The 20703-nt window shown below is 61.1% G+C and carries 21 protein-coding genes and 1 pseudogene; 15 read left to right on the plus strand and 7 right to left on the minus strand.

Going from position 1 to position 20703, the window contains the following annotated elements; translation table 11 throughout:
- Nucleotides 1–322 precede the first annotated feature (322 nt).
- The gene (locus KIP88_RS35075; protein ID WP_214492824.1) at nt 323–667 is read right to left on the minus strand and encodes an integration host factor subunit alpha; all 345 of its coding nucleotides are present in this window, start codon (nt 665–667) and stop codon (nt 323–325) included.
- A gap of 364 nt (nt 668–1031) precedes the next feature.
- Nucleotides 1032–1658, minus strand: a complete 627-nt coding sequence (locus KIP88_RS35080) for a TetR/AcrR family transcriptional regulator (protein WP_214492757.1) — start codon at nt 1656–1658, stop codon at nt 1032–1034.
- 231 nt (nt 1659–1889) lie between these two features.
- Here KIP88_RS35080 and KIP88_RS35085 point away from each other — a divergent pair, with 231 nt between their 5' ends.
- The 8 genes from KIP88_RS35085 (at nt 1890) to KIP88_RS35120 (ending at nt 10348) form a co-directional block, all read left to right on the plus strand.
- On the plus strand, nt 1890–2852 hold the full coding sequence (locus KIP88_RS35085) for a homocysteine S-methyltransferase family protein (RefSeq protein ID WP_214492758.1): 963 nt from the start codon (nt 1890–1892) through the stop codon (nt 2850–2852).
- Nucleotides 2853–2925: 73 nt separating this feature from the next.
- Nucleotides 2926–3195 carry a hypothetical protein gene (locus tag KIP88_RS35090; RefSeq protein WP_214492759.1) on the plus strand — a complete coding sequence of 90 codons (270 nt, stop codon included), beginning with the start codon at nt 2926–2928 and terminating at the stop codon, nt 3193–3195.
- 242 nt (nt 3196–3437) lie between these two features.
- A complete protein-coding gene (locus tag KIP88_RS35095; RefSeq protein WP_214492760.1) occupies nt 3438–4895 on the plus strand; it encodes a PLP-dependent aminotransferase family protein in 1458 nt (485 codons plus the stop codon).
- Nucleotides 4896–5316: 421 nt separating this feature from the next.
- Complete coding sequence (locus tag KIP88_RS35100; RefSeq protein ID WP_214492761.1) at nt 5317–5562, plus strand: DUF1127 domain-containing protein; 246 nt, start codon at nt 5317–5319, stop codon at nt 5560–5562.
- A gap of 24 nt (nt 5563–5586) precedes the next feature.
- Nucleotides 5587–6960 (plus strand): MFS transporter, encoded by a 1374-nt coding sequence (locus tag KIP88_RS35105; RefSeq protein ID WP_214492762.1) that lies wholly within the window; start codon nt 5587–5589, stop codon nt 6958–6960.
- Complete coding sequence (locus tag KIP88_RS35110) at nt 6960–8162, plus strand: acyl-CoA dehydrogenase family protein (RefSeq protein ID WP_214492763.1); 1203 nt, start codon at nt 6960–6962, stop codon at nt 8160–8162. The genes KIP88_RS35105 and KIP88_RS35110 overlap by 1 nt, the downstream gene beginning before the upstream one ends.
- A gap of 478 nt (nt 8163–8640) precedes the next feature.
- Nucleotides 8641–9765, plus strand: a complete 1125-nt coding sequence (locus tag KIP88_RS35115) for an acetylserotonin O-methyltransferase (RefSeq protein WP_249791247.1) — start codon at nt 8641–8643, stop codon at nt 9763–9765.
- A 55-nt stretch (nt 9766–9820) separates the two neighbouring features.
- Nucleotides 9821–10348 carry a cytochrome c gene (locus tag KIP88_RS35120; protein WP_214492764.1) on the plus strand — a complete coding sequence of 176 codons (528 nt, stop codon included), beginning with the start codon at nt 9821–9823 and terminating at the stop codon, nt 10346–10348.
- Nucleotides 10349–10768: 420 nt separating this feature from the next.
- On the opposite strand, the gene KIP88_RS35125 is transcribed toward KIP88_RS35120, so the two are convergent.
- Complete coding sequence (locus tag KIP88_RS35125) at nt 10769–11422, minus strand: recombinase family protein (protein ID WP_214492765.1); 654 nt, start codon at nt 11420–11422, stop codon at nt 10769–10771.
- Between the two features lie 432 nt (nt 11423–11854).
- Between KIP88_RS35125 and KIP88_RS35130 the strand changes: the two genes are divergently transcribed.
- The 3 genes from KIP88_RS35130 to KIP88_RS35140 all read left to right on the plus strand — a co-directional run bounded on the left by KIP88_RS35130 (nt 11855) and on the right by KIP88_RS35140 (nt 14111).
- Nucleotides 11855–12514, plus strand: coding sequence for a hypothetical protein (locus KIP88_RS35130; protein ID WP_214492766.1), 660 nt, complete (start codon nt 11855–11857; stop codon nt 12512–12514).
- Nucleotides 12515–12780: 266 nt separating this feature from the next.
- Nucleotides 12781–13068 (plus strand): hypothetical protein, encoded by a 288-nt coding sequence (locus KIP88_RS35135; protein WP_214492767.1) that lies wholly within the window; start codon nt 12781–12783, stop codon nt 13066–13068.
- Nucleotides 13065–14111 (plus strand): hypothetical protein, encoded by a 1047-nt coding sequence (locus KIP88_RS35140; protein ID WP_214492768.1) that lies wholly within the window; start codon nt 13065–13067, stop codon nt 14109–14111. The genes KIP88_RS35135 and KIP88_RS35140 overlap by 4 nt, the downstream gene beginning before the upstream one ends.
- 96 nt (nt 14112–14207) lie before the next feature.
- On the opposite strand, the gene KIP88_RS35145 is transcribed toward KIP88_RS35140, so the two are convergent.
- The 4 genes from KIP88_RS35145 to KIP88_RS35160 form a co-directional block, all read right to left on the minus strand.
- Nucleotides 14208–14582, minus strand: a complete 375-nt coding sequence (locus tag KIP88_RS35145) for a response regulator (RefSeq protein ID WP_214492769.1) — start codon at nt 14580–14582, stop codon at nt 14208–14210.
- Between the two features lie 75 nt (nt 14583–14657).
- The gene (locus KIP88_RS35150) at nt 14658–15779 is read right to left on the minus strand and encodes a PAS domain-containing sensor histidine kinase (RefSeq protein WP_214492770.1); all 1122 of its coding nucleotides are present in this window, start codon (nt 15777–15779) and stop codon (nt 14658–14660) included.
- Nucleotides 15772–16560 (minus strand): alpha/beta fold hydrolase, encoded by a 789-nt coding sequence (locus KIP88_RS35155; protein WP_214492771.1) that lies wholly within the window; start codon nt 16558–16560, stop codon nt 15772–15774. Before KIP88_RS35155 ends, KIP88_RS35150 begins: the two co-directional genes overlap by 8 nt.
- A gap of 1055 nt (nt 16561–17615) precedes the next feature.
- Nucleotides 17616–17834 (minus strand): hypothetical protein, encoded by a 219-nt coding sequence (locus KIP88_RS35160; protein WP_214492772.1) that lies wholly within the window; start codon nt 17832–17834, stop codon nt 17616–17618.
- A gap of 773 nt (nt 17835–18607) precedes the next feature.
- On the opposite strand from KIP88_RS35160, the gene KIP88_RS48595 reads away from it, so the two are divergent.
- The 4 genes and pseudogenes from KIP88_RS48595 to KIP88_RS46845 form a co-directional block, all read left to right on the plus strand.
- A complete protein-coding gene (locus tag KIP88_RS48595) occupies nt 18608–18826 on the plus strand; it encodes a Ku protein (RefSeq protein WP_214492773.1) in 219 nt (72 codons plus the stop codon).
- A 10-nt stretch (nt 18827–18836) separates the two neighbouring features.
- Entirely contained in the window at nt 18837–19604 is a 768-nt protein-coding gene (locus KIP88_RS35170) for a Ku protein (protein ID WP_214492774.1), read from the plus strand.
- 215 nt (nt 19605–19819) lie between these two features.
- Nucleotides 19820–20065: a response regulator transcription factor gene (locus KIP88_RS35175; RefSeq protein WP_249791248.1), complete on the plus strand. Its 246-nt coding sequence runs from the start codon at nt 19820–19822 to the stop codon at nt 20063–20065.
- Nucleotides 20066–20248: 183 nt separating this feature from the next.
- Nucleotides 20249–20359 (plus strand): annotated as a pseudogene (locus tag KIP88_RS46845) (DNA ligase); the annotation flags it as partial.
- Between the last annotated feature and the right edge of the window lie 344 nt (nt 20360–20703).

The raw sequence follows: 20703 nt of genomic DNA on the forward strand, positions 1-20703 counted from the left end.
GCCACGTTCCGACGACTTCCCCTCTACCCCTACAAACAGACATAGTTACCGTGCGTTGGCATGTCTGAAAGGCGCCGATTTTGTTGCAGAAGTCGAAAATCGAACGACCCGAAAAATCTCGCGAAAGTAGATTTTTAGACTTCGCTGCTGCTTTTATTCAGCGCCGCTACGAAGTTCCGTGGTCGATTTTGGACGAATCGATATGGCCCCTCACGTCGCCGCGCGTAAAACGCATCAGCAGCTCCAGAAAATTTCGTTCGTCACCCAAAAAAGACTTTTTCAACACTATCATCTCAAGAGCGGACATAAGGTGATGAGAGTCTCAGCGGGCCGGCGCCGACGAACCCAGCTCCGCGACGCCCGGCGTCTTCCTACCGAACCGCTTACCGTTGATCTGCTGTTTCAGGATCGCCGATGGCTTGAACACCACAATGCGACGCGGCAAAATTGTGGCTTCGGCGCCGGTCTTCGGGTTGCGGCCGATACGTTTCTTCTTGCGCACGATGAACGAACCGAACGACGAGAGCTTGACGGTCTTGCCCTTTTCCAAGGAGGTCATGATCTCCTTCAAGACAAGTTCGACCATGGCCAACGACTCTGACCGCGACAAACCCACCGCGCGGTAAACGGCTTCGTAGAGATCGCCGCGCGTGATGTTGTTGGTCATCGGCCGCTGCTCCCCGTTGTAAGCAAACGATAGGCGTCCCAGCATCCCGGTCAACAGTCCGTTCTCCATGCGAGGAACTGGCGAAACCTCGGTGCGCCAATACGCTGGCCGGTGTCACTCCGGCATTTTAGTGGGACATGAGCACGCGTCGTTCACCGCGCCGGTCGCAGCGAGCAGCCACTATGAACACGCTGTTGAGCGTGGGCGGAAAGGTGATCGCGACGACCTTGCAGGCTGGGATCGGCTGAACATCGATTACGATGTTGCCATCACCGATGCTACCGGCCGAAGCGATACCGCTTTACCCCGAACGGCCGACATCGATGGCGCGGCCGGTTTTGTCTGCTGGGCCAGGAGCAGGTCTTCACGTACCTAGGAAGACCGCGCGGATGAATTCGCGGTACAACATTAATTGTTGGGACAGCGCCCTCTTGTCGTTGATGACCTTGGAGACAACGATTCCGCCCTCGGCTACGGCCGAGAGCATGTCGGCAAGGTGGTCCAGATCCACGGCAATGCGGGGCGGATAGCGCGCTACGATCAGCTCGAGGCGTTCGCGAAATCGTCGCCGCCAGCCCAGCATGGCCGACGTGTAGAGATCCCGCACCTCCCTGTCGAATAGGCGGTCCTGATAGCAATACGCGGCGACAAGGCAGCCTGGATGGCCGGCAGGAAGATCGGCCATGACCTCCGACATCATCTTGAGGCCCACCAGGAAGCCGTGCAGAGGATCCTCGTCGAGTTCATCAGCACGGCGGAACAAGTTATCGAAGAGCGTATCTTCGCGCGCCACGTAACGGACAAGCAGTGCCTTGGCGAGTTGGCTCTTGTCTTTGAAGTGATAGAAGAAGCCGTTCTTGGTGATTCCGACCGCTGCAATTAATTCGTCGATTGATGTAGCGGCGAAGCCCTTTTCGAGAATGGCGGCTTCGGCCACATCCAGAATGCGGTCTCGCGTATTACTGCCTTTGCGGTGCTGAATGTCATACATGGCGTTGCTCCAGCGCACCGGCCTATCCGACTGCACCATGAGTCCAGTTGACGCGAGCTGACGTGAGCTACCTGTCGTCCGCTCCGATATCCCTTCCCGAAAAGCCGAATTCGTGCCGGTTCGGCGTCGCCAGTTCCTGAACCACGAGTCTTCTAGGAACGGGGATCGATCAGCCGCATGCTCGCTGCCACTCAATCCCGGGGGCGCCACGATACGACGACGGAGGCAATCATGCCAATATCCGCAAGCCCCAACTACCGACACCGGCTACCTCAGTTCGATGGCCGCCTTTTCCTGACGGATGGGGGTTTGGAGACCACGCTCATTTTCCATGAAGGGTGGGGTCTGCCGATCTTCCAGGCCTTCACTCTGCTCGAAAGCAAGCGTGGCCGGGCGGTGCTTCGGGCGTATTTCGACCGGTACGTTCCCCTCGCGGTCAAGCAGGGGATGGGCTTTGTCCTGGAAAGCCCAACCTGGCGCGCCAATCCCGATTGGGCGGCCAAAATCGGTTATGGCCGGGAAGCACTAGCGAACATCAACCGCGCCGCTATCGATCTCATGCGCGAGGTTCGTCAGGCCTACGAGACGGAGCGCACGCCCATCGTTATCAGCGGGTGCATTGGTCCGCGCGGCGATGGCTACGATCCTGGCAAGGTCATGAGCGTCGAAGGCGCGCTGGCGTATCACGCTTGGCAAATTGACGTGTTGCGCGATGCCGACGCTGACTTCGTGTCGGCGTTCACGATGAACAACATTAACGAGGCGCTCGGAGTGGCGCGGGCGGCGCAAGCGGCTCAGATCCCGTGTGTGATCTCCTTTACGGTCGAAACGGATGGCCGGCTGCCGACCGGGGACAGCCTGGCCGATGCCATTGAAGCCGTAGACGCCGCAACGGAAAGGGCCCCTGCTTACTACATGATCAACTGTGCTCACCCGACCCACTTCGAGCGGGTGTTGGACAAGGACGCGGCCCGGCTCACGCGGTTGCGTGGGTTGCGGGCAAACTCGTCGAGGCGCAGCCATGCGGAACTCGACAACGCGACGGAGCTAGACACCGGCGACCCCGAAGAGCTCGGCGCACAATATGGCGAGCTGTTACGCCGCTACCCGCACATCAACATACTCGGCGGCTGCTGCGGAACAGACCACCGGCACGTGGAACACATCAGCGTGGCCTGCAGGGCCACGCTCTAACCGAGCATCCAAACCGGTGAGGGACATGGGCGGGACGCGGCGCCTTGCAGTCATCCCGCAAGATGGAGGAACCATGCGTGGGATTTTTCCCGAGGAGAACAATCCGATCGCGCTGTTCGGTGACTACATAGTGGTGATGGTTGCTGAGTTCAGGCGAGCATCGGCCGCCACGCAACGCTATGAACAGCTCAAGCGGGTAGCACCTGCAGGTCAACGCGCGACATCTGACATCAGTCGGCAAATTTACCGGGAATTCTACTCCGACGAAACTACGCCAGATCCGCTTGGAATCAAAAACCGAAGTCGGCCGGGCCTCTCGCGAAGTTCGCTTTTGCCCGCGTAATATTGGACAAATGTCGTCGGGGACATCTGCGCTTCCGCAACTGTCCCTTGTGCACTCAGCCGAGGCGATGGGTGTAGCCGCGGCCGCACGAACCAACGCTCCCACATGAATGCCCCCCCCCGCGACCGGGGTGGCTCACGGAACCTGCGGTTACGATGAACCATCGGCGAAGCGGTATGATGGAACGTTCACCATTTTGCGAGGTTGCCCGTCCAATGTGAGCAAAAAGAGAGCCCGGAATTGTGACTTTTCACGTCAGTCTTGTTGGACGAAGGGACCTCAGTGGCGAGATCTATCGTCAGATCCGGCAGGCAATTCTGGACGGGCGTCTCCGGCCTGGAGAGCGGCTGTCTCCCACACGAGAACTTGCCGCCGCGTTGACAGTTGCGCGATCGACGGTGGCGATTGCTTATGAAAGCCTCGTCGCGGAAGGATTCGCGACATCCCATACCGGTGCCGGGACGTTCGTCAGCCATCAGCTTGAGGCAAAACGTCCGGCATCGAAAACAAAGCCATCGACGGCCCGCGCGATTCAGGTGCGTGGAGTTTGGGAGACGATACCGCTTCCGAAGGGTTTTGACCGCCCGGCGCGTTTCGACTTCAGAACCGGGCTTCCGGACGCTTCGCTATTTCCACACCGAGGCTGGCGGCGGGTCGTCGCCCGTGCGCTGCGCTCGCGCGAGATGGCGGCAGGCGTCTACGAGAATCCAGCGGGCAATTGGGACCTGCGCGCGGCGATCGCTCGCCACATCGGTATCTCACGAAGCGTTTCCGGATCGCCCGACGACGTCATCGTGACGAATGGCACCCAGCAGGCACTCGACATCATCGCTCGCGTGCTTCTCGAGCCCGGCAATGTCATTGCGATGGAGGATCCGGGCTATCGGCCTCCAAAGGAGTTGCTCAAGGCGCTGGGCGCACGCGTGATCGGGGTGCCGGTTGATAGCGAAGGTCTCGTCGTGGAGGCGCTGCCGGCCAAGGCCAGGGCGGTCTACGTAACGCCGTCGCATCAGTTTCCCCTCGGCGTGGCCATGAGCCTGTCGCGTCGACGTGCGCTGCTTGCCTGGGCCGAACGCAACAACGCGGTTGTCGTGGAGGACGACTATGACAGCGAGTTTCGCTTCGGCGGACGTCCGCTCGAGCCGCTTCAGACGATCGATACGGCCGGCCGCGTTGTGTATGTCGGCACGTTCTCAAAGACGTTGCTGCCGGCACTCCGGCTGGCCTTCATGGTCGTGCCGCCGTCACTGCGAGAGGCGGCGCAAAAGGCCAAGTTCGTCACCGATTGGCATACAGCGACAATAACACAGAGCGCGCTGGCGCAGTTTATCGACGAGGGTGCGTTTGCGCGCCATATTCGCAGGGTGAGCCGCATCTATAGCGAACGGCATGAGACGCTGACCGCGGAGATCAAGAGGAACTTCAGCGATTACCTCGACCTTGTTCCATCGAGCACCGGCCTGCACATCACCGCTTGCGCGCGAGGCGCGTCGGTTGATCATATCGATGCGATTGTATCACGAGCCTTTGATCTCGACGTTGCGGTTGACACGATGTCGCGCTGTCAGGTGGACAGAAAGCCTCCGGCCGGCATCATCCTGGGATATGGCGCGATCGAGACGGCGCGGATTGCCGAAGGGCTGAGGCGGCTGCGCAGATGTTTCGATGAACGCTTGTCTCGACGCCCGAAAGCGGCGTGAGCGATGTCGCTTGAAGTGACGGCACGCGTCGAAAGTAGGATTTCGCGGACATGCTGAGCGCATCCCCGATCGACAAAGCGCGCCGCCTTCCGATCAACAGTCGCGAGGCGCCGCCTGAATTGGACTGATTGATTATCCGCAAATTGGACCTTCCACCATACCGCTTCGCTTTCTAACCTTGGGCCGCTGACGCGCGCAGCGTTAGCCCAGCTGCGCCGATTTTGACCAGACGGCGAGCTACGCGGAGCGCGATGCGACCGTGCGGGTATGAGCCTGCCACGACGATGACCGCTCGCGTTGAGACCGCAAGCACCTTGACTACTCGTCATCGCACGACCGCGTGAGAGGTGAACAAGCTCACACGCCAGCGACTGCCGATAGTTCTATCCGTGCAACTTCTGCGTATCAGGAGAAACTTATCATGTCCGTTATTGTCAATTCACTCACGAGTCTGAAGGAAGCCGCGGCATTCAGTCGGAAGGAAGCTGCGGCATCCAGCCATCGTGGACCTGGATGGGGATTACGTTTCCTGCACTGGTGTGCCCAGTGTTCGGAGCGGTCGCAGCAGCGACAAGCCTTGGCTGAACTCGATGACCACTTTCTCAAGGATATCGGCAAGACACGGCCAGAAGCCATGGCCGAAGCAGCCAAGCCGTTCTGGAAATGACGTCCGTGAAAAGAGGAAAGTGCCATGAACACCAGGAGAAAAGAGCCATGGACACCACGCTTTTCGATGGCGACCCCCAACATGACGGCCACGATCACGGCGCCTGTCCGACATCTTACGTCAAGCATGGCGCCACGACGGGCACGCGCAGGAAAACTGCAGGTGCTGCTGCTCATCGGCAGCGGCGTCGTCGCCGCCGCCCAGGTTGGCAAGGCCATCATCGCGGTGCCGATGATCCGCAGCGACCTGGCGCTCGGTCTTGATCTCGCCGGGTTGATCATCGCGACGTTCGCGACGCTCGGCGCGACGACGGGCATCGCCGCCGGCCTCGTGGTCAGCCGGCTGGGCGCTCGGCGATCCCTGGTCGGTGGGATGTGGGTCATCACGCTCGGCAACGCGATCGGCGCCTGCGCGCTCGATGAATTCGTTCTACTCGCGGCGCGCATCATCGAAGGGGTCGGCTTCCTGGCTGTCGTCCTCGCGATCCCGAGCGCGCTCGCGCAACTGGTCACGCGCGAGAAGCGGGATTTTGTGATGGCCGCCTGGAGCGCATACATGCCCATCGGCATCATGCTGATGCTGTTGGTCGCGCCGCTGCTGCCGACGATCGGCTGGCGCAACTTCTGGCTCGCGAACGCATTGGCGACAGGCTCGTGCGCGATCCTGCTGGCGATCCATGCGCCGGCGACGCCGGCGGCTGCGCATGCGGGGACGGCCCGCTTTTTCGCGGACGCCTTGGCCATCGTCCAGCAACCGAGCTGCCTGCTATTGGCCTTCGCGTTCTTCGCTTATTCATGCCAAATATTCTCTCTCGTCTTTGCGCTGCCGCTTCTGCTCACGTCGGCGCATGGCATGTCGCTCGGCGCAGCCGGCCTGCTCACCGCCATGGTCCTGGCGGTCAGCGCGATCGGACATCTTTCGTCGAGCCTCCTGCTGCGAGTTGGAGTGCCGATCTGGGTCAACGTCGCGACGACGTTCGGATTCTTCGCGCTTTCATGCATTGCCGTGTATGGCGATTTGCTTCCGCCGCAAGGCATCTCGATCCTCGCCGCGCTTGCGCTCGGAGTGGGCGGTCTTGCGCCAGGCGCCATCTATGCGGCGGCCCCGCATGCGGCGCCTGGGCCCTCGGCGGTGCCGCCCACCATCGGGCTGGTGCAGCAGGCGAGCAGTCTCGGTCAATTTGCCGGCCCGGCGTCGCTCGGCCTTTGGGTCGAGCACTTCGGCTGGCAGGCCGCGCCGGCGATCGTCGCACCGGCCGCGCTGGTCGGCCTCGCTTGCGCATTCGCGCTCCGACGCATTCTCACCACCGCCGAACAGCGAGGCCGCCGCGAACGTCAGGAAGCAAACCGCTTGTGGCGTCCCGGCGATCAAGCACATCGAATGAAGGAGATCAGGTGATGCGCATAAAGCTTGTTGACCGTATGCAGGAGCACAGCCGCCTTGTGACAGGCGCGATGGCGCGTGAGACGGCTCAAACGAAGTGGGCTGTGGACGGGATCCTCGATCTCGTCCACGCGGCCTCGGGCGAAATCGAATGCAACCGCCGCCTTCCCGACTCTGTCGTCGCTGCCTTGCGCCACACCGGGATCAACCGCCTGTTGATCCCGGCAGCCCTCGGTGGAATGGAGGCGCCGATCACGGACGTGATGGATATCATGGAGCGCATCGCGGCAGTCGACGGCAGCGCCGGGTGGTGCGCGGCGATCGGCGCGGGGAGCAATTTGTTTGCCGGCTACATGCCCGCAACGGGCGCCGGCACGGTGTTCGCCGACCCGGATCAAGGCAACGCCACCATGTTCGCCCCGGTCGGCCGGGTGGTCAGCGACCATGGCCGAGCTGCGCTGAGCGGCCGCTGGCCATTTACGAGCAACTGCCTCCACAGTGCATGGGTCGGCCTCGGTGCACTCTTCCATGAGGCCGATGGAATAGATCCCATACCGCGCATGGTGTTCGTGCCCTTGGCCGACCTGACGATCGAGGACACCTGGGATGTCGTGGGCCTGCGCGGCACCGGCAGCCACCACGTCGCCGCCTCCGAAATTCCGATCGACCTGGATCGATGTCTTCGCTTTGTCGACCGGCCGTGGCCCGACGGCACGTTATGGCGGTTGCCCGTCTATACGACGCTGCTGCCGACCCTCGTCGCCGTTCCGCTCGGCATCGCTCGGGGCGCCGTCGACGAGATTTCGCGGCAAGCGCGCGAAGGCCGCGCGGCGCGGCGCGGCCAATTAGCCGACACGTCGATCTCGATGGCCGAACTGGCCATCGCAGACACGCGACTGCGGGCAGCCCGCGCCGGACTGCGCGACGCAGTCCGCGAGGCACACATACACGCCGAACGCGGAGAGCCGATCAGCCGTCGCCTGCAGGCTCGCATCTACCTGGCCAGCATGCATGCCTGCGACACCAGCGTCGAGGTGACATCCACTGCGCACCAGCTTGGCGGCGGCGCCGCTATTTTTCGTGGGAGCCGCCTGCTGCGGGCCCTCAGCGACGTGCAGGCCGCGCGCCAGCATCTGCTGTTCGCCCACCAGCACTTGAGTGAACTGGGCAGGTTGATCGCGGGCCTGGACGTCGTCTATCCGCCGTATGTCATGTGATGGCCAGCCACCGGTTAGCTCGATTCCGTTGCCGTTGACATCAGCGCGGCGCTTCGAGGTAGTGGCGGCGCTCGAAGAGCACAGACATCGGGCTCATGCCATTGATCTGCCGGGCCACGAGGCCGATTCCACGCCGGCCGCCACGGTGACCCTGGATGACTATGTGCGCGCCATCGGCGCCGCGTTGCGAGTACGCGGCGGCCGCATAACTCAGTAATTAGAATTGGTCTGACGGAAGTACAAGAATTCGGCACCTCGACCGGTCCTCCTGCGCCCTGCGCTGCCTCAGCGTAGGGCCTTGCAGGTGTCACCATGCCAACCGGAATTGGATTGGCCAGGAATCATGAATTGGCACTTCTGTCGGTCCTATAGTCTCCTTACCGTTGTCTCGGCGGAAAGCGACTACGTGGATCTGTGCTGAAGACCACCGCGTGGCTTAAGAGCTGCGACTTAACCGTCAACAACTGAGGAGAGCACTATGCCCAATCATCAGCGCGCGGCTGCGCACAGGACAACGCTTGCCCGCCAGCCCGGTTCGATCTCGGGCGAGACAAGGCTGCGCGCGGCCGATCAACCGATCGTCACCACGCAGGAGCTTCCTTCCGCCGTCCCGCTAATGGCACTTTCGACCGGCTTCTGGGCTTTCAAGACCCTGGCTGCAGCACACGAGGAGGGCCTATTCAGTCACCTTGCAGGCGGCGCCGGCACCACGGTTGCGGAGCTGGCGGAAGCGCTCGGTCTGCATCCACGCCCGGCCGAGATGCTGTTGACCGGCTGCGCTGCACTCGGGCTTCTGGAGAAAACGGACGGCCGTTATCGCAATACGCCCTTAAGCGAAGCCTTTCTCGTGCGCGGGAAGCCGTATTACTTCGGTGGCTTCGTGCAGATGGCCGACAAGCGGCTCTACGCGGGCTGGGGCAAACTTACCGAAGCGCTGCGCACGAACCGGCCAACCACGTGGGACCCGGCAGTGCAATCCTCGATGTTCGACGGCGAGGATCCGACGATGCTGGCACTCTTCTGGGAAGCGATGCATTCGGTCTCCACGATGACCGCGCGCAAGCTCGGCGAAGCCGTGGATCTCAATCATTTCCGCCGCCTTCTGGACATCGGCGGCGGATCGGGCGCGTACGATATAGAGCTTTGCAACCTGTATGGGGAGCTGCGCGCGACCGTATTTGATCTGCCGCATGTGGCCGCGATCGCCGCGGGAAAAATTACCGAGGCCGGCTTGACCGACCGCATCGAGACCGCCGGCGGCAGCTTCTTCGAACAGCTTCCCGAGGATCACGACGTGCATCTCCTGTCGATGATCCTGCACGATTGGGATGAGGCGAAGGACCGCGCGCTGCTGCGCCGGTCCTTCGAGGCTTTGCCGAGCGGCGGCGCAGTCGTCATCAGCGAGCTTCTCGTTAATGACGAAAAGACCGGGCCGGCGCCGGCCGCGCTGATGAGCCTCAACATGCTGATCGAGGCGGAAGGACGAAACTACACGCCTACCGAATATTCGGCGTGGCTGGAGGAAGCCGGCTTCCGGCACATCGAGACGGTCTGGTTCGACGCACCCGCCGCGAACGGCGCCGTGATCGGCCGCAAACCATAAGGCGCAAGGCTGAGTGCAGAGGGGGACCAAGCAATCGAAGCCAGGGAGGCAAATCATGTTGCGGATTTCAGTTCGTCTTGCATTCGTGACCGCGGCAGTTATCGCGCTTCCAGCGTTCGCGGCCATGGCTGACGATTCACAGATCACGCGCGGCAAATATCTCGTCGCGCTCGGCGGCTGCAACGACTGCCACACGCCGGGATACTTCTTCGGGAATCCCGACATGTCACGCTTTCTCGGCGGCTCGGATGTGGGCTTCGAGATTCCGGGTCAAGGTGTCTTTGTGGGCCCAAACATCACACCCGACAAAAAGACCGGCATCGGTAATTGGACCCCAGAGCAGATCGTGAAGGCGATACAGGTCGGTGAACGGCCGGACGGCCGCATCCTGGCACCGATCATGCCTTGGCACGCTTTTGCGACACTCACAGCGGATGACGCCATGGCGATCGCGGCTTTTCTCCAAAGTTTGAACCCGGTCAGCAACCAGAGTCCCGGTCCGTTCAAGCCTGGGGAAAAGGTTTCGACCTTCATGTTCCGGATTGTGCCACCGGGCGAAACTGCAGCGGCTGCGGCCAAGTAGTCTGGTCTGATCCAAACAATACTCCGCATTTGTTTAGCGATCGTAGCGGGGAACTCGGTGTCCGGACCGCCAATATGCCCGGCTCGTGTCGGAGTGGATCGGAAGTGTCGGGCTGGACCCGAGGCCGCACGATTTGCGGGGGGGCGCGCGCGCTATGCCGGTCAGACGATGCATGCGCTCGATCATGTCGTTGACGTGCTGGATGTTGCCCGTGCCTGATAATCCTGCGGCGAGAGGACGCCGAATTTTCGAAGAAAGGGGCAGACGTCGGCGGGATCTCGGAGATATGGGCCCATAACTGGTACAGTAGTCCCATACCGAACAAATCCCGACATATCCCCCCGGGGGTCTCCCACCCCACCCCCCGGCTGGCGGCGTTGGCCATGGATCACTCGGCCTCGCCGACGCGCGTGAGCGCCTTCATGACAACCCCTCCAGCCTGCGCTGCACGCGCAGCACGGTCACCGCAGACCACGGCTTGCCGCTCGGTGTCGCGATCTGGCGCGCGTTCAGCTCGCGGGCGATGGCGTTGGCCGACAGCTCGCGCAACTCAGCGAGCACCTGGCGCAGCGCCTCGGCGCGCTCGTCGGCAGCTTGCATCTTAAGGGCGGTCTTCGGCCGCAAGCCGCCGAGCTTCTTGCCCTGTGCCTTCAGCTCGGCGAGCGCGTCCCGGGTACGCTGGCCGATCAGCCGGCGCTCCTTCTCAGCGACCGCGGCGTAAATGTGCAGCATGAACGGGTCCACATCGGCACCTAGTTCGGTGACGATGAACGGAGTCTTGTGCACCATCAGGCCGCTGATGAAGTGCACATCGCGGCTCAGGCGGTCGAGCTTCGCTACGATTACGGGAGCTTTGTTCTTCTTGGCCAACTTCATCGCTGCGGCCAGCTGGGGCCGCTTTTCCAGCGCATCGGAGCCTTCGCCGGTCTCGACCTCGCTGAAGATCTCGACCAGATCGTAGCCCTCGGCCTTGGCGAAGGTGGCAATCGCCACCTGCTGGGCGTCTAGGCCGACGCCGGGCTTGCCCTTCTTGTTGGGCTTGGACAGGCGGGTGTAGGCGATGGCTGGCATCATAGGTTTATATTCCCTCGACTTATTACACTGCTATGTCCGTTGTATTGTCATGATAGGACTAACAAGGCAAGGCGTTGCGGGGTTAGGCATAGGACATTGGCGCCCTAGGCCAATCGCCTAGCTCTAATCCCGTGTTTGTTTTTCATGCTCGATCAGCAACGGCTCAGATTCCTCAGACGCCTCTGGAGATGATAGCATGGAGTCGAACGTCCGTCCGTTTGCTACATGCGGCCTTACGGTCAATCGGCCGCCTCGAACGGACTGTTAATCCGTCGCTGTCAGGTCCCAGCCCCGAACCGGCAAGGTGGTGCGGCTCGCCGTCACCGCCTAAGATCCCAGTTAGACGCGGATAGGGCGACGGCCCGAAAACCCGATACCCGCGTTGGGCTGCCACGTCTCTCTCATGCGGAAGCATCAGTGGGGATGCGGAGGATGTTCGTATCCAAAGGGCGGGTGTCGTTGACTGTGGCAGTCGATCGGCTTGCTGAAGCTCGACGGACGGCGGACCAGACCAATGAGGATGGGCGGAACGCGGCCAAGGTGGAGCTAAGGGCCGAGTTTTATAGTGCGTCGAGTTTGACGACAATCATAGACCCCGGGACCGGTAAGACCCACACCATTTTCCCCGAGCGTTGGGGGCTTGAGGAAGCTCTGACTTGGCTCGAACGAGGCGAGTGTCTGTTGACCAGCGGTCTCGTCTACCCTCGCCTTGGCCTCTCGTTCAACAAGGATCCCACCGTCAGTATTTTCATGGACGAGGACGACTTACAGCGCCTGATCGCCAAGCAGGAGGTCAAGCAAGAAGCCGCTCCAGCTGAGAGGCAGCTCCAGCCTGAGGGCACTTCAGAAACGGCAACTCCTAAAATGCGGGGGCGCAAGAAGGGAGACGGCTCTTATGCCGCCATCGATCTCCCCCTCTTGGACGAAATGAAAGAACTGATCTCATCGCACCGGGCCGCTTCCCCAGAGGAGGCGGCAAATGCTGGCGGAGAAGGCATTTGGCTCTGGCACCTTGGAAAGCAAGATAGAGCGGCTGGCAAAACGATACAGGAAACGAGAGCAGGCCTAATTCGCTCGGAAGCCGGTTCTTAAATTCGCTCGGCAAAAATCGGGAACGCTCGGTATCAATCGGGCGCACTTTACATTTGGTTGTCCCATCCTTCTCGCAGCGCCGGTGAACGCCGCGCTGCTCCAGTGAGAGAAGGATCGGCCACAGTGACCACCACCCCTGAAACATAAAAGCCGACGCCCTTGGAAGGCGTCGGCCGGAACTGTGTTGGGGCATCGAACACTCCGAATATAGTTCCGATCAACGCATTAGCCAAGGACCGCGTCGGCCCTCAATCGAGGGTCCGAACATGCCCAAATCCAGAACCGAACTGACCGCCATCTGGCCGCCGACCGCCGATGTCGCGCGCGAGGCCGGACATGCGCCGCAAAGCCCGCTGCAAGCGATCCGTACCAAGTGCTTTGACTGCGCGGGTTATCAGGTCAGCGAAATCCGACGCTGCGAGGCCACCGGCTGCGCGCTGTGGCCATTCCGGGCAGGTGAGCACCCCTGGTGGGGCGAAGGCAAAAAAACCAGCCAAACCCTCGCGGATTCCGAGCGAGAAACGGCATCTGAGAGCGATGGGGGCGCTGCATGAGCGACGCCAACGATCCTTTTTCGTTCGACGCCGAATACGGTGATCCCGACTTCGTCAGGTCCTCGGGAGACCCCAACCGGCCGCCCCAACCGGGCAAGGAGTGGGAGCACAACGGCTGCGCCAGCGACGTTCCGATCGAGCCAGGCGGCGATCCGGGTCCGTTCGCAGACATCGACGATGTGCCGCCACCCGAAGACGAACCTTATCCGAACAGCGACATCGACACCCGAAAGGTAACGGTGACATTCATCACGGACGAGACCGGAAGCGAGATGCGCCGCGTCGACATGACCCTGCTGCAGCTCGCCGAACACATCAGGTTTCAGACCGCCGCCAGCAAAATGGCGCTGCCCTGGCTAAAGCTGGCGCTCTTTGGAAACAAGCGGAGCGAAAAGAATAGTCTCCGCACCAATGAAAACGTGCTGCAAATCACCGGTATCGAGGTCGAGCACGACGCGGGAGACATATCGTTCGACACCGCGCTGGCGACCGTCCTCAGGACTAGGCTCCGCTGCATCCTTTACTCGTCGCCATCCTACGTTCCCGGCGCGAAGGAGCGATGGCGACTCCTGTTGCCGCTGTCGCAGAACCGCGAGCCCGAGGTGCGGGAGAAGTTCGTCGCGCGCGTCAACGGCTTGTTCGACGGCAAACTCGCGAAAGAGAGCTTCACGCTGTCGCTGTCGTATCTCTACGGCCACGTCGATGGCGCCAAACACCGCGTCGAGGTAATCGACGGCGACTTCCTCGATCTGCGCGATGACACCTATGCCGGATCGATCTTCAAGGATGGTAGCCGGGTTGGGGATCAGCGCGCAGGTCACGACTTCAATGGCGCCGGTTCGCAGCACCGTGGGTGTGGAGTGGAGCGTCCGCGAGGGAATGTTGCATTTGGACTGGGAGGAAAGCGGCGGGCCTCCGGTTGTGCCACCGACCAAGAAAGGCTTCGGCAGCCGGCTGCTCCAAGAGTTCGTTGTCAGCGACCTGGACGGATGCACGAAACTCGATTTCGACGTCTCGGGCGTACGATGCAACATCACCGCTAGGCTGTGAGCGCGAGACCGCTCCCGGACTTCCTCGTTTGAACTGTCGCGCATTGCGCGGTGCCGCCAAAAATCAGAAAGACCGGTTCTTCGGCCGCTCTAATCGGCCGCGGTGGTCAACTCGCGCAGCGCGGAGACGAGCACCGGACCCCGATACGGTTTTGACAGGAACAAGCTACCCGCCGGCAAGTCGTCTTCGCCGGCCACCACGCGTCCGGAGGTCGCGATGATCCTGATCGGCGGCCAGCGGTCGCGGACGAACCGGGCAAGCTTCAGCCCATCCATCGAACCCGGCATCTGGATATCAGTGAACACGACGCGAATTTCCGGACGAGCTTCGAGGATCGCGATGGCCTCATCGGCATTGGCTGCCTGGACCACTTCAAATCCGGCGTGCTCGGTCGTCTCGGCGGAATCCAGTCGCAACAACAATTCGTCTTCCACGATAAGGATTACCGGGTCTCTTCGCGCCATCTCATTTCCTCCGCTCTGCCAAGCGGTTAGGCAAGGTTTTGTTCCAGGGTCTGGACCCTCGCTGCGGCGTGATCATCAAGATGCCGGCTGAACGAGCGGCATCTTGAAAACGAACCGAGTTTCATCGGGCGTCGAGGTGACGTCGAGCCTCCCGCCGTGCGCCTGCGCGATCTGCGAGGCGATATGCAAGCCCAGCCCAAGGCCTTGGCGGCTGTCGCGAACCTCGCCCCGAAAGAAGGGCTCGAACAGCCTTTCCATGGCTGCCGCCGGAATGGGTTCTCCGGCATTCGCGACCCAGAGCTCGAACACGCCGCCCTCCGTTTTTGCGCCCACGTGCACTGGCTGGTCCGCGGCACCATGGGTAAGGGCATTGCCGATCAAATTCGACAGAAGTTGTCCGATCCGCGTGCGGTCGCAATCGACGCGTTCCGTCAATTCGAAGCTGGTCTCGATCACGCGCTGGGGCGCGGCCGTCCGCAATTCGTCGACGACCTGCTCAAGGATTGGCTCCAGCGGTCGGGAGTCTCGGCTTAAGGTGATGCCTCCTCCGAGCCGTCCGCGCGCGAAATCCAGGATGTGGTCGATGAGGTCCGACATGCGGGTGACGGTGGTATTGATCATATCCAGGACGCGGAGGTGCTTGTGCTCCTGCAGCGCGCCGGAGCGCTGCAGGATTCGGGCGCCGGCACTGATCGCTGCGAGCGGGTTGCGGAGGTCGTGTCCAAGCACTGCGATGAATTGCTCGCGCAGTTCCGCTGTCTCCCGCTCCGTGGCGAGACCTTTCTGAAGCTCCGATCTTGAATCCACCAATTGGCGCTCATAACGCCGCCGGTCGGTCGCCTTGATGACCACCACCGCAGTGAACAGCAGGGTGCCGTCGACATTGCGGCGTTCGGCGGCGTTGGCGATCACCGGCAGCCGCTCGCCGGCGGCCGTCTCGAAGTCCAACGCGAATTCGTTGAAGAACCCCTGCATCCGCAGCAGGGGCGCGATGTGGGTTTCGTAATAGATGCGGCCGGCCATATTCAGGAATTGATGGAGACGCCGGCCAATGAACTTGTCGGTCTCGATCCCCGTCCAGGCGGTCAGCGTCGCGTTGACCTTCGTGATGCGCCCGTCGGACCCGATGGTGAGATAGCCACAAGGGGCGTTCTCGAACAGATCCTTGTACTCGTCGACGGGTCCGAATTCAGACATATGCCCGGATGGCCGAAACGACCTCTGCGGGAGCACTCAGATTCGGACAATGCCCCGTGGCCTTGAGGAATACGATCTCGCTGCCCGGGATCCGGCTTCTCACGAATTTTCCGACTTCCTCGGAGGCGATGATATCCTCGCTGCATTGAAGTATCAGGGTCGGAATCGTAACCTTATCCAGATCGTCCCTGTTGTCGGACGTGAAGGTCACCCGAGCAAAGGCCTTGGCGATCTCCGGATCAGTCCGGCAGAAGCTGTTGGTCAGTTCCTCGCCGAGTTCGGGTCGGTCCGGATTGCCCATGATCGAAGGTGCCATCGCGGCGGACCAACCCATGTGATTGTCTTCCAGGAATTCGAGCAACTCCGCGATCTGCTTTTCACTGAAGCCGCCTACGTAGTCACCATCGTCGATATACCTGGCCGAAGGGCCGACCAGGACCATTCGACCGAACAGCTCCGGAGCCTTCAGCGAGGCCAGGAGCCCGATCATCGCGCTGACGGAGTGGCCGACGAACACCGCGTCTTTCAGCCCCAGTGCACGACCGATTTCCACGACGTCGTCCGCATAGCCGTGCAGCGTCGAATACTTGGTCTTGTCATATGCCGTCAAATCCGAGCCGCCCGCACCGACGTGGTCGAACAGCACAACCTTGAAGTCGCCCTCGAACTCCGGCGCCACGAACCGCCACATATTCTGGTCGCACCCGAAGCCGTGGGCGAACACCATAGCCCGTTCACCCCGCCCACTCATGTGAACGTTGTTTCTCGCCAACACTTCCATGTTTGATTCCTTGATCGTGAGGCCAGTAAGGCGGTGCAAACCCGTGACGCGCTGCGCAAGGCCTCCCTGGACCAGGCGTTAACGGTGTTGTTGGTTCCGTGTGCGTAGAACCGGCCGGTCCTCGAGGCTATGAAGACCTTGGACCCGTGGCGGCTACCGCCTTCGTCGGCCCAGCCAATGAACTGTCGGCCCACTTTGCAGCGTGAGTTTTCATGGGGTCTCTCAGCCGTCCGATCCTTCGGTTGCGCCGACGCCAGACCGCTCTTTTGGCACGCAGTGCGCGGCCATCCAGACGGCCGCGGGTCCCACTATCTCCGCCAGTGCGGCTTTTGCCGGTCCCGCAAGAACAATCGAAGGTCAGACCGGTCAGCTCCTGCAGCTAATAGGATTTCTCCCTAGGGACCTCGCGCGAATGTGCTAACATTGCTGGGGCGCCTCCCAAAGGTGCCACACAAAAACTGATCGCCGGACCGAAAAGTCCAAAAAAATCAATAGCTGATGGGATTGCTATCACAGTTCAATCCTGTCTGGCAGCACCACCTTTTCGCTCGAGAGATCAACACCGTATTGATACGGCTGAAGTTTTCGCGCCGCGTCCCGTTCCTTTCGACAGTCGCTCGAATGAACTGGTCCGCAGCAGGCCTTCGTAAAACACAAAAGAAAATGGCCCGCCGCCTGGGGGGACGTGCGACGGGCCAGAGAAGTCGATACCAATGTCCTCTTTGGGGACACACCGAAAACTGCCAACCGGCCCAGCCGTTCCTATCCGACAGCAGATTTAAGGAGCATTTCTCTTGCGACCAATGCAGGTCGCTTGTTGAAGATTGCTTTGCTTCGCCACCCGATACTTGTGTCTGGTCAGGGCATAGGAACGAGAAACACGTGGCGGGCTTTATGCTCCATGACCGATGAGACACCCACCGATAAGACTGGGAACGAGCCTGCACCTTTGCTGCTGGTAGCAGTCGCTATTGTTCCTCTGCTCGCCGTCGCGGGCTGGTTTGTTTTCGGATAGCAGGCGCTGCCCAACGGATGACTACGCCAGTCGGGCACGGCTAAGGCACGTCTCCGTTCTGGCCCCCCCCGATGCTCTGCGGCTTGTTCAAGAAGTATTCGCGGTTGCCCAGCGCCTTCTCGGCATACTGGGCGATGGCGACCGTGATGGCTTGGACGTGCTGGTAGCAGTAGCCTTCCCGCGTCGCTAACTGGCGGAGTTCAGCCAGCGCCTTGATGAAAGGGGGCGGGTCTGGATCGTCTTGAAAATGCTTCACCACTGGCGGCCTCCCAGCACTCGGCCCTTTGGCTTGGGCAGTTCGGCCTTCAGTCGATCCCGTTGCGCAGAGGCTGTCGATCTTGTGGAGCATCCGCTGCAGCAGGGCCTCAGCCGAGGTCGTCGGTATGCCCGCTCTTTGTAGCTGCAGGATTCCTTCCACTGCCGAGCGACCTGCAGGCGCATGTGTTCGATTTCCGAACGGATGTGATCCAGTCCCAATGGCCAGCTCAGGGTGAGATGCCATGAGAACAAAGCGAGAACTAATTGTCAACACGAGCCGTTCCGACAATCTTTCGAGAGGCCTATCCTACCCGGCTGGCCCGCGTTTCCCCCCGGTGTGGGGTGACAGAGCCTTTGAAGACGGAGGCCCGACCAGGGTTCAGCGTTGGTTCGCTCAGGGGCGGCAGGTGCCAGCCCAGCGAGCGCGGCGCAGCCGAGGCCAGCAGGGGTCTGCTGGAGTGCATGTCCTAGTAGGGTTCGGCACACGGTGCGGCGGATGCAAGATGCACCCTACCTTGTACCGAATAACTTCTGAGCAGCCGTCGCGACTACGTCCATTCTGCACCATCAAGACGCTCAGAGCAGTCGCGATCACCCCAAATCCCGGGCGGCCGTTGTAATCAAACCATATCCTCCGAAGCCGCTGGGCTCATGGCTGTTATCCGCTGGTCGTACCGCAACGGTCACGACGCCGCGTGAACGCCGGAAACCTTCGTGCTTGCAGCCCGTTACGTTTGGGGGACGTACTGTCCCACCGTTGCGTTGGAGTTTGCCGTGCCCGCTTCCCGCGCCTTCTGGAAAGGCTACCTGAAGCTGTCCTTCGTTTCGTGTCCGGTCGCGCTTTACCCCGCGACTTCAGCGGCCGAGCGGGTCTCTTTCCGGCAAGTTAACCGGCATACCGGTCATCGCCTTAGGCACAAACTCGTGGATTCCGTCACTGGCGAGGCGGTGGAACGTCAACAAAGCGCGGGGCTACGAAGTTGGCGAAAATGAGTTTCTGCTAGTGGAGGATCGCGACCTTGAGCGGGCGCGCAGCGAGCGCTTGCCGCCCGGCGCCGTGGAACTTGCCGAGCCGCCCCCCGGCGCGAGTCCGCCGACAGTGCCCGCCGGGCTGCAGGACACGGAAGAAAATGGCCGCGATAATGAGGAGGCAGATGAGATTGTTCCCCGTCCGGAAAACACGCGAACGATCGAGATCGAGCGCTTTCTTCAGGCGGGCCAGATCGACGCCCGGTATTTCGAGAAGCCGTACTATGTCTTGCCGCGCGAAGAGATCGGACAGGAATCTTTTGCAGTCATCCGCGACGCCATGGCCCGCGAGGGTGTCATTGGCCTCGCCCGTGTCGTGTTGTCCTCCCGAGAGCGGCCGTTCTTGATCGAGCCCATGGACAGGGGCCTTCGCGGTGTGACGCTGCGTTTTTCGAATGAAGTGCGCAGCGCAGAACATTATTTCAGCGAGATTCCGCAGATGAAGCTTCCGACCGAGATGATGAAGCTTGCCCAACACATAATCAGGACGAAGTCGGCGGAGTTCGATCCATCTATGCTTGAAGATCATTACCGCACCGCGCTTGTTCGCATCCTGCGCAAAAAGCATGCGACGCGGCCCACGCATGGGCCTGCGGTCAAGCCGTCGCAGGAGAACGTCATCAAATCTCATGGACGCGCTCCGGCGCAGCATCGCCGCCGAGCGTCCGGCGAAGCCCTCGCCCAAGCGGGGAGGTGCAAAAGGTTCGGCACGCATCCCGCACGGGCGCGCGGAGCAGGGTAGTTCCCCCCGCCTACGGGGCCCACCGATCTCGTAAGGCTCACCCTACTGCTTCGTCTGCAAGTCCGTCAGAGATCCGACGCGCGTTGTATGCAGTACCGATGGAAATCTCCGACGTTAGATCAGGGTCGAGCGCAAAATTAACTAGCTATTGCCGCCCTTTGCGCCCACCGTGGCCCATCACCGAATTCGCCCTCAGGTATTGGTGACAGAGAGAGTTGAAGCTCCCGCCTGGTTTTGTGCTGGAGCTAATGTGCCCGCTGAAAATCACCTTTTGGCAGCGCAATGACATCGGTCTCATCTTCACCGACATCGATATGCCGGGTTCAATGGACGGATTGAAGCTCTCCCACTTCGTGAGAGGTCGTTGGCCGCCGATCAAAATCATCGCCACGTCAGGTCACGCGAAGATCACGGAGAACGACTTGCCCGAAGGCGTCCCGCTTTATGCCCAAACCGTATAATCCAACCGAGATCGCCAACGCGATTCATGAGCTAATATCAGCCGCGTGAAGTGCGCCGCGCACGGTGACGAGGTTCATGCCCTCGTTGCCGGCGTCTTTTCTGGCACATCGCGTCATTCCGCTGCGATGCGGAATTTGGTCGTGATCGGCGCATAGCAGACATGGATCATGTCCAACAAAACGCTGCGCAAGCGGTTGAAGCTGCTGATCGTAAGACGCAGCCTTAGGATTGCGCACAGGGGCATCTGGGTCGAGCCGGAGTTGCTAGTCGAGATTGAATACCGTGCGAAATAGGCAGAGGGCAAGGTGCGGCACCATTTTCATCCGAGAAGTATGAACTGGGCCACGTTGTCCGAAACACTGCCATCGCGATTGGCCTCACATTCGTCACGGCAGTTGGCGTCTACCTTTCTCCAGTCTGTGTTATAGGCGTAAGCGTGCGCTGCGAGGCTGCTTGGCTTTTATCATTGCCTTTCGGTGGGAGCGACCGCGGGCGGCGGTGACAGTTCTTCAGCGGGCGCAACCCCCCTAAGTTCTGATGCACTAACACAGTCGCCCGCCCAAATCTTGGTACCTCTGACCGTTCCTACCAGTTTGCATCCCATTGGCGTGCTCGGCCGCGCTTGAACAATCGGCTT

It is taken from the genome of Bradyrhizobium sp. SRL28, assembly GCF_018596315.1.
Taxonomy (GTDB): Bacteria; Pseudomonadota; Alphaproteobacteria; order Rhizobiales; family Xanthobacteraceae; genus Bradyrhizobium.